This window comes from Exiguobacterium sp. MMG028, assembly GCF_027947425.1.
GTDB lineage: Bacteria > Bacillota > Bacilli > Exiguobacteriales > Exiguobacteriaceae > Exiguobacterium > Exiguobacterium aestuarii_A.
In genome coordinates this window covers 123,984-136,345 of sequence record NZ_JAQJIN010000003.1, presented here as the reverse complement: position 1 = coordinate 136,345, position 12,362 = coordinate 123,984, and the positions used below count along the sequence as shown (strand labels likewise).

General features: G+C 47.5%; 15 protein-coding genes. 8 read left to right on the top strand and 7 right to left on the bottom strand.

The window, feature by feature from the left end; translation table 11 throughout:
- Positions 1-12: 12 nt before the first annotated feature.
- Both PJK55_RS11300 and PJK55_RS11295 read right to left on the bottom strand, forming a co-directional pair.
- Positions 13-480, bottom strand: coding sequence for a hypothetical protein (locus PJK55_RS11300; RefSeq protein WP_271305877.1), 468 nt, complete (start codon positions 478-480; stop codon positions 13-15).
- A 55-nt stretch (positions 481-535) separates the two neighbouring features.
- Positions 536-754, bottom strand: a complete 219-nt coding sequence (locus tag PJK55_RS11295) for a hypothetical protein (RefSeq protein WP_271305876.1) — start codon at positions 752-754, stop codon at positions 536-538.
- 174 nt (positions 755-928) lie between these two features.
- On the opposite strand from PJK55_RS11295, the gene PJK55_RS11290 reads away from it, so the two are divergent.
- Positions 929-1,768, top strand: a complete 840-nt coding sequence (locus tag PJK55_RS11290; RefSeq protein ID WP_271305875.1) for a M15 family metallopeptidase — start codon at positions 929-931, stop codon at positions 1,766-1,768.
- 76 nt (positions 1,769-1,844) lie between these two features.
- On the top strand, positions 1,845-2,180 hold the full coding sequence (locus PJK55_RS11285) for an antibiotic biosynthesis monooxygenase (RefSeq protein WP_074036751.1): 336 nt from the start codon (positions 1,845-1,847) through the stop codon (positions 2,178-2,180).
- Here PJK55_RS11285 and PJK55_RS11280 read toward each other — a convergent pair.
- Complete coding sequence (locus PJK55_RS11280; protein ID WP_271305874.1) at positions 2,163-2,864, bottom strand: CBS domain-containing protein; 702 nt, start codon at positions 2,862-2,864, stop codon at positions 2,163-2,165. The two genes, PJK55_RS11285 and PJK55_RS11280, sit on opposite strands and share 18 nt — an antisense overlap.
- 115 nt (positions 2,865-2,979) lie before the next feature.
- On the opposite strand from PJK55_RS11280, the gene PJK55_RS11275 reads away from it, so the two are divergent.
- Both PJK55_RS11275 and PJK55_RS11270 read left to right on the top strand, forming a co-directional pair.
- Positions 2,980-3,711: an AzlC family ABC transporter permease gene (locus tag PJK55_RS11275; protein ID WP_271305873.1), complete on the top strand. Its 732-nt coding sequence runs from the start codon at positions 2,980-2,982 to the stop codon at positions 3,709-3,711.
- Entirely contained in the window at positions 3,708-4,010 is a 303-nt protein-coding gene (locus tag PJK55_RS11270) for an AzlD domain-containing protein (RefSeq protein ID WP_271305872.1), read from the top strand. The genes PJK55_RS11275 and PJK55_RS11270 overlap by 4 nt, the downstream gene beginning before the upstream one ends.
- Positions 4,011-4,041: 31 nt before the next feature.
- Here PJK55_RS11270 and PJK55_RS11265 read toward each other — a convergent pair whose 3' ends face one another.
- Positions 4,042-5,520 carry an HD-GYP domain-containing protein gene (locus tag PJK55_RS11265; protein WP_271305871.1) on the bottom strand — a complete coding sequence of 493 codons (1,479 nt, stop codon included), beginning with the start codon at positions 5,518-5,520 and terminating at the stop codon, positions 4,042-4,044.
- 103 nt (positions 5,521-5,623) lie between these two features.
- Positions 5,624-7,375, bottom strand: a complete 1,752-nt coding sequence (locus PJK55_RS11260; RefSeq protein ID WP_271305870.1) for a mechanosensitive ion channel — start codon at positions 7,373-7,375, stop codon at positions 5,624-5,626.
- Positions 7,376-7,597: 222 nt separating this feature from the next.
- Between PJK55_RS11260 and PJK55_RS11255 the strand changes: the two genes are divergently transcribed.
- The 4 genes from PJK55_RS11255 (at position 7,598) to PJK55_RS11240 (ending at position 10,163) form a co-directional block, all read left to right on the top strand.
- Positions 7,598-8,011, top strand: coding sequence for a methylglyoxal synthase (locus PJK55_RS11255; RefSeq protein WP_026824646.1), 414 nt, complete (start codon positions 7,598-7,600; stop codon positions 8,009-8,011).
- A 2-nt stretch (positions 8,012-8,013) separates the two neighbouring features.
- Positions 8,014-8,916 carry a hypothetical protein gene (locus PJK55_RS11250; RefSeq protein WP_271305984.1) on the top strand — a complete coding sequence of 301 codons (903 nt, stop codon included), beginning with the start codon at positions 8,014-8,016 and terminating at the stop codon, positions 8,914-8,916.
- Between the two features lie 113 nt (positions 8,917-9,029).
- Positions 9,030-9,545 (top strand): general stress protein, encoded by a 516-nt coding sequence (locus PJK55_RS11245; RefSeq protein WP_214695665.1) that lies wholly within the window; start codon positions 9,030-9,032, stop codon positions 9,543-9,545.
- A gap of 12 nt (positions 9,546-9,557) precedes the next feature.
- On the top strand, positions 9,558-10,163 hold the full coding sequence (locus PJK55_RS11240) for a general stress protein (RefSeq protein ID WP_271305869.1): 606 nt from the start codon (positions 9,558-9,560) through the stop codon (positions 10,161-10,163).
- Positions 10,164-10,200: 37 nt separating this feature from the next.
- Here the strand turns inward: PJK55_RS11240 and PJK55_RS11235 are convergent, their stop codons facing one another.
- Together PJK55_RS11235 and PJK55_RS11230 are read right to left on the bottom strand one after the other, a co-directional pair.
- On the bottom strand, positions 10,201-11,163 hold the full coding sequence (locus PJK55_RS11235; RefSeq protein WP_271305868.1) for a 2-hydroxyacid dehydrogenase: 963 nt from the start codon (positions 11,161-11,163) through the stop codon (positions 10,201-10,203).
- 48 nt (positions 11,164-11,211) lie between these two features.
- On the bottom strand, positions 11,212-12,354 hold the full coding sequence (locus tag PJK55_RS11230; protein ID WP_271305867.1) for a YcjF family protein: 1,143 nt from the start codon (positions 12,352-12,354) through the stop codon (positions 11,212-11,214).
- Positions 12,355-12,362 lie beyond the last annotated feature (8 nt).

Sequence of the window (12,362 nt, the reverse complement as noted above, 5' to 3'; positions counted from 1 at the left end):
GCGAGAGGAAGCTTACACGGCTTCTTCTCGCTGTTTTTTGGTCGGGATGAACGAAAGGACAATCCCCACCCCCATGCAACTGACTGTCAGGAAAAAGAAAGTCAGCTGATTCATATAGATGATATTCGTGAACTGGTTCCATCCTTCTGCGAAAGACTCGTTCGTAGATAGACGAATTCCTTCCCGAAGAGACGTCGCTTGCGATTGATTGGTCACCCAGGCAATCCCGGCCATGATGAGACTACCCAAACCTAATACGACTCTCCCAATCGGTCGCACGGATGCCGTGACCCGACGTGTCATACGAACCGTAATCCAAATGAACAATAACAAAAACGGCCACCCAATCAAGAGCACGATCCAGTATACATTCCCTTCATTCGGCGTTTCCGAATACGGGGTCGTCATCACTTCACCAAGCTTAAAGATTCCAAACGTAATCAACGTTACGATAAACCATGCTTTTATTAACTTCTCCATCTCAACACCTCGTCCTTAGTATAGCAAAAACACCGTATGCGTCTGCATACAGTGTTTAGTCTTTCGGGCGGACGACGTAGTAAATCAAAATGACGAGCCACGTCCAGACTCCTGTGAAAATCCCGATAATCCCGATGATGAAGAACCCAAGCGGAATCATCGATTTCGTTCGATTGTAGTCCTTCCACATATTCGATAGCCCTTTAATATTAAAGTATAAAAAGGCAAAGAACAGGACGAGCAACAACAGTGGTAATCCAAATAAGACTTCCATTCGCTCACTCCTTTCTACGATCTCATTCGTTATGTTTATTGTATCGGATTTGACTCCTCGCTTCATCGGACCCAAGCTGTATCCTCATCCGACCTGAGGATGGATAAAAGATGCTCAGTCTATCAAGAAAACGGGAAAAGGAACATCATCTAACCCACGAGGAGGCGTTTTGCCATGAAGTCCCTGCGTATCTTGATCATTTGTCTGCTCCTGTTGCAAACCTCGCCGGTGACAGCCGCATCATCGTCCCCACAACCAGGTTATACCATCAAAACAACCTACCTATACGGTCGTGCGATGCAATCTTCTCCTGTGTTGAAGACGTTACGAACGAATGTCCCTGTTCGTTACACCACGTATAACCGAAGTTGGTCCAATGTCTATATCGGGAGTACAAAGTACTTCACTCCGACTGCGAACCTGAAAGCCGGTATCCCGAAGATGCCAACGGCTGACCGATTGCGACTCGTCAATAAAACAAATGGACTCCCGTCCACTTATCGTTCCCCACAACTTGTGACCTTAACCGTCCCAACTGTTTATCAAAAAGGAAGCGAACGGACACTGATGACAGCGGAAGCCGCTTACGCGCTAGCGAAACTGTATTACGCAGGTCGAAAGCAAGGTCATACGTTATACGCACTGAGCGCCTATCGCTCCTATTCGACTCAAAAATCCCTATATGCCTACTGGGTCAATACACGCGGGGTCGCATACGCTTCAAAATATGTCGCCCGTCCCGGACACAGTGAACACCAAACCGGTCTAGCGGTGGATATGACGAGTCAACGTATGCGTCTAGGGTTATACGCCTCCTTTGACCAATCGCCTGAAGGAAAGTGGATGATTCAAAACGCCCATCGTTACGGCTTTATCGTCCGTTATCCGAAAGGAAAAGAAAACATCACTGGTTATAATTATGAACCATGGCATTTGCGCTATGTCGGGGTAACCGAAGCGACGATGATGAAGCAGAAGAACTGGGCGTTTGAAGAATGGTGGAGCAAACGTTGAGTGAGCATCCTTTTTCAGGCATTTCCCTGTTCACGGTATAATGGAATCATCTTATTCGTATAGGGGGACATGCGGGATGTGGATTGTCATGAATAAACTAGACGTTGAAAAAGGAAAAGTCGATGCGGTCAAAGCGCGTTTCGAGACGACAAAAGGAATCGAAGCGATGGATGGCTTTGTCCGGATGCAAGTGTTGACGGATACGTCCGATGCAGCAATGGACCATGTGGTCATCATGACCACATGGCGGGATGCGGCAAGCTTTGAAAATTGGCGCGACAGCAATGCCTACAAGCACGCCCATAAGAAACGAGATGACGGGACGTCGGAAGTAAAACCGATTGTCCTCGGCAACACCGTGACCCAATATGAGGTCGCGATTGAACACCTCGCCTCAACGGAGCGCGTTTAATAAATCTTGAGGACGGATGATTCCTAGTAGCGTTTCATTCGGACTACCAGTCTCCGTGATCAGGAGGGCGTCGTATCGGGCGCCCTCTTTCATTTGCGTGAAGCAATGTTGTGCCTCAATCACCGTCGCATCTTTTCGAATGAATCGATACCGATGCATATGCGGGTCATGATGAAGAACATGCTTCACGCGAACTCCTTTGAGTGATAAGTTGGTTCCGTCGATCGTCTCGGCCAACCAACTGGTCACTCCTTTTTTCGTCAGAAGACCACGCCAAGAGCCGTTGTCGTGATACACGGGAAACTGCGAGTAGTTTTTATCGCGAATCTCTCGGAGCACCTCTGTCAAAAAATCTTCGGACTGAAACGTCACCACTGATTTCGCAAACAATGGGATGACGAGACGTGGATGAAGCAGTTCACGCTCCACCTCTAAAATCAATTCAACGAGCGACTCGTGGGGTTCCGCGATAATGAAATCGGGTTCACGCCGCTCATGAACAATCGCATTTCGAAGTTGACTCATTTGATGTAAATCTTCTTTATACCGATCGATGATTGGATTTTGTTTCGCTAATCGGTTCACCATATTGCTAAAACTGAAATGCTGTCCGTCTCCCATCTCTCGACTCAAGTAGTCCTCGATTCGATGATAGGATGCCAAAAATTCTTCAGCACGACTCATGTGACCACCCTCCTTAACGATACATGTATACCCTCTTTTTCATCGTTTCAGCAGGAAACCGTCCATTCATCCCGAATGACATAGAAATCATCTTGATCCATCAAGGAGGGCTGTCATGGCGACTTCAGTTCAATCCACATCCCCATCTTCACAACAGTCAACATTTCGTGCAGGACTTCGAGCAGGTATTCCCGTTGCCATTGGATATATCCCGATTGCCATCGCCTTCGGTCTTTTGGCAAAATCGTTTGATCTGCCAAACGTGATCACGTTATCCATGTCGTTTTTCATTTTCGCCGGTGCCAGTCAGTTCATCACCGTGCAATTGCTGATGACCGGTTCGATGTATTGGGAAATCATTCTGACGACGTTCATTCTAAACTCTCGTCATTTTTTAATGTCCGCCTCGTTGTCGCAACGAATCGATACAACGTCTCGCAAGCTTTTAGCATCCATTGCGTTCGGTGTCACCGATGAAACATTCAGTATCGCATCCACCCGAAAAGAGGCACGTTCTGGTCTGTTCGTTCTCGGATTGAATACGATTGCCTTTCTCGCTTGGAACATCGGTACTTGGATTGGTGTCTTTCTCGCTTTCGGTCTTCCCGGCACGTTACAAGCGAGCATGGGCATTGCGCTATATGCGATGTTCATCGGGTTACTCGTCCCGTCCTTGACGAATCGCCCTGTCTTCGTTGTTGCGAGTTTCGCCATCGTCATGCAAGCGGTGCTTCATTGGATGATCACGCCGTTCTTTCCGATTTCAGATGGAATTCGGATCATCATCGCGACTGTCGTCGCAGCCGGAATCGGTGCTTTTCTATTTAAGGAGGAAGAAGTCTCATGATGTCCTTATTTTTGCTCGTCCTAGGGTTGGCGCTTGTCACGTACTTCCCTCGCCTCGTCCCGTTACTCTGGTTAAAGGAATTGGCGTTACCGGCATACATGAAACGATTTCTTTCCTTCATCCCGTATGCTGTATTGGCTAGTTTAATTTTTCCGGGAGTCTTGTCTTCGACGACCACTACGACGTCCGCCTTGTTCGGAGGAGTGGTTGCTACGACGCTTGCGCTACTCCGGGTCAATCTCGTCATTGTCGTCATCGGAGCCGTATTCGGTGTGTACGCCTTCCAAACCCTATCCTAAAAGGAGCCGCACACGAGGTGCCGCTCCTTTTTTATGCAGATATCGCTTGTCGACGAAGCCTTACGAATACGTCTACAAATTCGGCGTCCCATTGCGTGCCACGTCCGCTCTCTAAAATAGAGAGTGCTTTTTCCACAGGCATCCCAGAGCGATAAGGTCGATCTGACGTCATGGCGTCATAAGCATCGGCAATCGCCATGATTCTTCCGAACAGCGGAATATCGACCTCACTTAAACGGTCCGGATACCCTTTGCCGTCGATTCGTTCATGATGAGACCGAACTCCGGCTAAAATCGGTTGAAGGGATGCCGGTAAATGAATTTGACTCAATATATGAATGCCTATCGTCGGATGTTCCTGAATTTTTGAAAACTCTTCGTCTGTCAACTTCCCTTCCTTCAGCAAGACATCATCACGAATCCCGATTTTTCCGATGTCGTGAAGAAGTGCAGACTTATTGAGTAAATCGATTTGTTCCTTAGGCAAATGAAGCGCACGGGCAAGTTCTACCGAGTACATCGCCACACGTTCTGAATGACCGGCCGTATAAGGGTCACGTGCATCGAGGGTTGCCGCGAATAAGATGAAGAGGCTGTCCAGCAGTTGCGCATTCTCTTGTTCACGAGCATTCACCGTCTCGACCATTTGGTTGAACCCACCAATCAATTGAGCGAACTCATCTAAATAGGGGTTTTCGATTTTTTGGAGTCGTCCTGATTCCATCTGCTCGATACCTGACGTCAAGAGCCCAATCGGACGTTTGATATTGTCATAGAGTAAGAAACTACATAACACTGCAATCCCAACGATAATGACAAGAATCACGAACGCCCAATTCCAATATGTATCCGTCCGAGTCGAGGTCGACAGTTGAACGCTCGAGGCCAACATAAACAGCATGATAGGAAAGACACCCGTAATGAGCATGCTGATCAATAATTTAGTTCGGACACTGAATGACCGATACGTTGCATGGATAGGCTGATGATACAGTTCGTAGTGTCTTTCTTTCATATACACGAGTAGCGGTTCCACCGACCGTACCGTCAAAAAGTACTCAATCAACGCGTGCAACACGGCAATCATGATAGCACCAATCGCAGCGAGACCAATCAAACGATACGGTAATTCAATCCAGCCTTGATAAATACAGAGTGTCGTCAAAGCGATTGACGGAATGGATAGTCCAAACAAGTGAGGACCTAAAATTCGCTGTACCGTTAAAGTCGGGAAGCGACTCGCCTGTTCGAACGCCGACGTCAACTCTTGACTTGTTGGAGACTCCGTCCTAAAAAATTGGCGGATTGGTCGGATATGTTTACGATACAATAGAAGTTCTGACGTAATCATGACAATTCCCGAACCGAACATAATGGCCAGAAGTAGTCCGATTTCACGAACTGACAAATCAAGCGTCTGAAAAATGAAAACGCCCCCCACACCAAAAACCGCTAATCCTGAGCCAATCACATAGTTCACAACGAGTGTTCGTTGAAATCGTTCAAACATCCCTCTCACCTCTGTCACTCTTTTCTTTATCTATCGACCAGATTCCTTTCAAAGTTGAACACAAAAAACGGACCTCCACATGGGAGATCCGTGAAAGAATCAATTAAGGTCGTAACGGACCATCGTTGTCGTCAAGTGAACGATTGTCTTGATCTGGAGTGATATTGTCGTGGAACGGATTTGGTTCCGGTCCGTCTACGTGATCTCCCGTTGAATCATGAACGTCTCGCTTCACTTCGCTCTTCGATTGTTCCGCTTCCTGCTTCGACTGCTCAACACCTTGTTTGGCTTGCTGTTTCGCAGCTTCCGCTTCGCGACTCATCTGTTCTTTTTCTTGTTCGAGTCCTTCTTTTGAAACTTCCGTCTCATCAATGCGTTGCTCCGCTTTTTTCAAGTAGCGCGCTGCCGTCTCGCGACCGCCAAGCCCGAAAGCAAGACCGAAGGCGAGGGCAACGGCTCCAAGAATAAGAAGGAAGGCCGTATTGACAATCATCGGCGCAATGCCAAGCTGACTGATTGCCATGAAGAAAACAAGTCCGAGAATCGCATATTTCGCTACGTAGCGAAGCGCGCTCGGTTGTCCTGCTCCATCGACAAGAACACTTCCGACCAAACGTTCTGCCATGTTAGCTAACCAGAAGCCGACCGCCAAGATGATGAGTGCCGCAATCACCATTGGCAAGTAAGCGAAGATTGCTGTCGCAAGAGACGCCATGAACTCGAGATTCGCCACCTGAAGTGCTTCAGATACAAAGAGTAAGATGACAATCACTTGTACAATGACACCGACCACTTGGGCGATCGACATCGAAGATGCTCGTTCCCCGAAGCCCATTTTATGAGCCAATGAATTGACCCCAAGGTTTTCAAGGAGTGATACAACGACACCCTTCAACCATCTTGCCACGAATACACCAACGAGGACGAGGACGATTGCGACAAGGATGTCTGGAATCATGACAAGGACGTCATTGAGCATCGCAATCGCTGGTTCCGAGATGCCTCGAATATCCAACGCTTCAAGTGCCGAAATCGTTACTGGAATCATGATGAAGATGAAGACAATTGTACCGATCGCTTTCGCAAGACTCGATCCCTTCACATAGTCAGAAAGGTGGAATCGCTCTGCCAATCGATCTAATCCTGCTGCTTCAAGGAACTTCGTCAAAATATCACGTACAATCTTCGCGACGACATAACCGATTGCGAAGATGAGCGCCGCTGCGACAAGTTTCGGAATAAATCCAAGGAAACTGTTCAACAAGTCTTCGAATGGTCCACTGACCCCACGAAGTCCAAGTGCGTCAAGTACAGCCGGTAACGCCAATAAGAGGATGAGGTAGAAGACGATATTTGCGACCGTATCGACCCATTTCGTTTGGTTGACACTTGTCGATTCTTGTCCCGTCTTTTCCATCAACTTGCTTAAATTCAAGCGATGTCCCGCCATTTGAATCCCTTTTTTCAAAAGGGTAGCGATGACCCACGCAACGAGTAAAATCAAACCTGCTTTAATGACACCGATAATCAATCCAGATAATCCTTCATAAATCTGACTGAACGGCTCCGTGATTGCAGGGACATTCATGAATTCAAAGATAATCAGGAATGCGAGAAGTAACACCCCAAAGAACACCACTTTTGCAATAATGCGTTCAGGTGTCCACTTATCTCCTTTTTCCCCCTCTTTTTTGATACCGGCCCGCTCATCGAGTCGTGCCTTCTTCAATGCTTTTCGTGTCACGTTTTCCAATACTTTCGCCAAGATATAACCGACTACGAGAATAACAATTGCCAGCAAAAGCTCTGGTAGCCATGACATGAACGAATTGAAGTTATACGTTGTATTGTTCATCGAATCTTCCTCCTTTTTTTATGAAATGATTGCTTTTCCTTAACAGTGCTCTTTCTTTAAATACCTATATTTCAAAATCATCAAACATCATGCACATGACAACTCTTTTACATCACTATTACGATTCAATGGAAATGGGTACGTAAGTTAAGAGAGAAATCGTGTCAAATCCCTTGAGATATGATACGAATAACATGAGAAGTCATTTTAGGAGGAATTCGAATGAACATCGCTTTAGTGGCTCACGACAAAAAGAAAGACGATTTGATTGTTCTCATTAAAACGTATGCACATATTCTAGAAAAGCATCAATTGTTCGCAACAGGTACAACCGGTAAGCGAATTGCGGAAGCGACCGGCTTACCCGTGCATTGTTTCCGCTCAGGACCGCTTGGAGGGGACCAAGAAATTGGAGCTGCCGTCGCACGCGGTGAGATGGATATGATCATCTTCTTCCGGGATCCATTGACTGCCCAACCTCACGAACCAGACGTGAGCGCATTGATGCGTCTTTGTGACGTTTATTCCATCCCCCTTTCGACAAATATGGGAGGAAGCGAGATTTTGATTCGCAGCATCGAACAAGGTGATTTCGAGTCGCTTAAACTTTCTCATAATGACGAACCACCTGCGTGACCATGACAAACCAAGAAAGGAGAGGAATCTCCCTGGAACCGAATATGATTCATGACCCGAACGTCCAACAGTTTTTCAACGAAGTGCGCAAGCGCTTGATTGAACTGATTGGAGATGAGGCGGAAGCGGACCGCCTCTTGCTGGCTCTCGCCGGCTATATCCGCCATGCGGAGAAAAGTGGACAGTCGTTAGACAGTCTCTTAAACCAAGATCCGCATGAGTACGCTCGTTTCCTCATCGAACAACCAGAAACAAATGAAGAATATCGCCGTCGCTACCACGTCTTGATCGATGCCTCGGATGAATTAAAACCTCATGAAAAAGCTCAAGCGAATCGAGATTTCGATTGGGCGGTCAATCAACTGGACGAAGCCAAACTCTCATTGAAAGAGATTGAAGTTCGTGATCTTGCATTCCTCGCTTATACGAAAATCGAAGCGCTCAAATCATCACGGACGATTTGGAACCGTTTCGGCTGGTTGCTCGGTATGATTTTGGCATTTTCATACGCCAACTTACTGCTCGTCATTGACGATGTGTTCAGCGGACGGTTGTTCACTGCACCGATGTCGACATATCCAATCGACTATCTGGCCTTCCTGTTACCTGTCCTCGTGACCGGTGCCATCTTCGGTATCTTGACCCGTTTTCGGCACCACATTCATACGCTCGGACGACGGATTGCCTTCGCTTTACTCATCGTGGTCGTCTATATCACGTCCATCTTTTTGATTCAACCGCTCCTCATGACCCTTGGTTGGTCGTTCATCATTCAATTGACTCCACTCTATGCGCTCATTTTGTTAGCAATCAGTGGCTTTATGGCCATTTGGACGTTGATTGAGTTCGTCTGGAAGAGTACACGTTGTTCACTCGGGGACGACACGCTCATGCTTTATTATTAATCTGCGCCACTCCTTTCAGGGGATGGCGTTTTTTGTTTCAATTTTGGATAGAACGGAAATTACTCCTATTGTGACGCTATTTGAAGATTGGCAAAAATTTAAGGGGGTATTCGATGTCAGAACGTAAAATGATTGGTCTGTTTCAGACGGAACAAGAAGTCATGCATAAAGTAGACGAGTTGAGGGCTGCAGGGGAAGCCGAAAAGAATATGCATGTCGTTGCCAAGCGAGATGGGGAAATCTCTGCTTTGCGTGACCATACGGATGTAAACGCCGAGGCTGGAGTTCGAGACGTAAACTTGCTCGATCGCGTGAAAGCATTCCTACATGGAAGTGACCGTATCCGCGATGAACTTCGCAACATGGGACTCAGCGACGCCGAGGCAGAACAATACTATGATGCCATCGATGAAGGTCAAATCTTACTCTATGTCGATCGTCATTCTTATGATCGATATCCGAATATGTACAAGAAAGATAGTGAACTCGATCATGACAAAGGTGAGAAGGCGGATGGGATTGCTTTTGATGCCAAGCCGTTCAACGATCATGACGAGGAACCAAAAGGTACAAAGGATGACCCGATTGTTCGTGGACATTCTGGCTTAGAAGACCATCGAAGACTATAAGGAGGAATTACTATGAACGAGAAACGATTCATCAGTATGCATGATACACAAGATGCAGCGTTTGGAAAAATCGAAGAGTTGCGGGCAAAAGGGTACGAAGACTCACACATTTACGTCGTCACGAAGCATGAAGACAACGTATCGATTTTGAGACGGGACACAGATGTTCATACAGAAGCTGCACATCATGCAAGTTGGTTCGATAAAGTTCGGGCTTTCTTAAGTGGTCATGAAGATGTTCATGCCGGCTTACGAAACATGGGACTCAGTGAAGATGAAGTGAAACGTCACTATGACGATGTTGAAGCCGGTAAGATTCTCGTCTATGTTGATGAGGACTTCGAGCGTCGTCATCAAGACGGGGTGACGGTCGACGCGAAACCGTATCAAGACGCATCATCTACCCATCTCGGTAGTCACACGGACGATGGTTTGGAAATCGACTCGAAACCATATCGCGAGGCCCAACCTGTTGACCCAAGTCACCCGGTGGACCCGGAGCAAGACAAGCTTGATAAAGAAACAAAGAATCCTGACCGAGAAGAAAAACTACGCGGTCTCGATGATCGTGCGTATCGAAATGACGTAGAAGACCCAGATAACATTCGACGCTTTTAATTGTAAGAAGAGCCTGACGCGCGCGTCAGGCTCTTTTTTATGTCAAACGATTCTTCGGTTCTTTTCCTTCAAGCACGTTCACGATGGCGTCTCGGTTCAACGCCATCATCGCGAGACGTGTCCGAATCGAGGCACTCCCGATATGCGGTAGTGTCGTCACGTTCGGAAGCGTCAATAGTGGATGATCCAAGTCGACCGGTTCTTTCGTGAACACGTCGAGGCCAGCCCCCCAAATCTTTTTCGCCTTGAGCGCCTCATACAACGCCTGTTCGTCGATGATTTCTCCACGAGCCACGTTGATGAAAATCGCTGTTTCTTTCATCTTGGCAAACTCATCTGCCCCAAGCATTCCACGCGTCTCGTCCGTGAGCGGTGCGAGAACGACGACGAAATCAGATTGCGTTAACAGTTCATCGAGCTCCGCATAGGTGAAGCCATACATCGACTCCGACTCGTGACGACGCGTCCGATTATGATACAAGACGTCCATGTCAAATCCTCGCGCCCGTCGTGCGACCGCTTCACCGATTCGTCCCATTCCGATGATCCCAAGTTTCGCTTGATAGAGGTCCATCCCGACATATCCCATCGGAAGCCACGATTTCCACTCACCGGCACGTAAATCACGCTCGGCCTCTCCGAGACGTCGCGCCGTCATCATCATGAGTCCAAACGTCAGGTCAGCTGTCGTTTCCGTCAAGACGTCCGGTGTATTGGTCACGATGACACCCTTCTCTTTCGCTGCCTTCAAGTCGATGTTGTTATAGCCGACAGCCAAGTTAGAGACGACCTCTAAATTCGTGGCACGCTCAAACACTTCACCGTCGATCGTGTCACTAAGCATCGTCCAGAGCGCATGCGCAGATGAGACTTCTTCTAGAAGCACCTCACGAGGAACACTCTGCCCCTCATGCTCCCACATACGCACGTCATAGTGTTCACGAAGCGGCGCGACCGCTTCTTCCGGCAAGCGTCGCGTAATATAGATTCGTTTTTTCATCTTTCTCCCCCTCTCTACGATTACTTGTAGTCTAACAAAAGGGAATCGTTAGGATGGTTGATTCGACTTCGGATTTTGTTTCAAGAACTGTTCAAACAACGAACCGAACTCTTGATTCAACAACTGCTCGATTGTTTTTGAGGAGTCCATCGCATTTCGATAGGCAATTTCGTTGATGGCGAGTCCGATTGCCCACGTGATCCCTGAGGCAACCGTCGCATTGATGACACCGGCTGCCGCATTCGCTCCCGGGAAGAACTTCATGACATTCAATAGAATCGTTTTCGATAAAGTACGTCCGATTTGTGGGATAATCGTGCTTCCAATGAGCGTCTTCAGTAAATCATCACTCGCCTTCACGCCCCAATAGCGAAACAGATGGACGCTCATCGTCACTTGAATCGGTGTCAAGGCCACGGCATCTGCAAACGGAAGCGGGACTGCAGCGGCCGTTCCTGCGCTCGCCACATACCCTGAAATGATTCGATTGGCTTTCTTCCGTTTCAACTTGAGCATCGTCTCACTCTCTGCTTGAATCTCCATCAGGAGTCCTTCCTGCAAAGAAGCGTCTAGCTGTTCAACCGACCATACAATCAATCGTTCCCAATCGACAAACTGTCGTAACGTTTCATCGTTCAATATTTCCGGGGCGATACTGACCTGAAACACGGATTCCTCCGATACGACCCCATCTAGTTCATTTCGTAATGCTGTTAGTTCATCTAAATCGACCTGATCGATTTGTGTAAATAAGACGGCGACAGCGGTCGATTCATGGAGACGACGAATGAGCGCCTTGTCGAGTGGCGTGACACGTTTTGTCGCAGCGTTGATTGTGTACCAAACGAGATGGACTCGCTCGGATGCTTCTTGTTGCTTTGCGTTCTCCACAAATCCGATGACTTCTTCCTCGTAATGTTGTTGGCGTGCACTCCCAATCTCGTACCCTTCGCTATCAAACAACGTGACCGCAATATCGTCACTCTTATATTGATGAATTCCCCGAGTGACAGGCTCCCCGGCAGCCACCTTTGTCAAATCTCGACCAAACACATGGTTCACGACTGAACTTTTTCCCGCTCCCGTCGCCCCTGCGATGAGGATGTTTGGTTTCTTTACATTTCCACGAAGTCGCTCGAGCTCTGCTTTCAAATCATAGTCCTTAAAATCAAACCGTTTTGTCGATTCCATTATCGTTT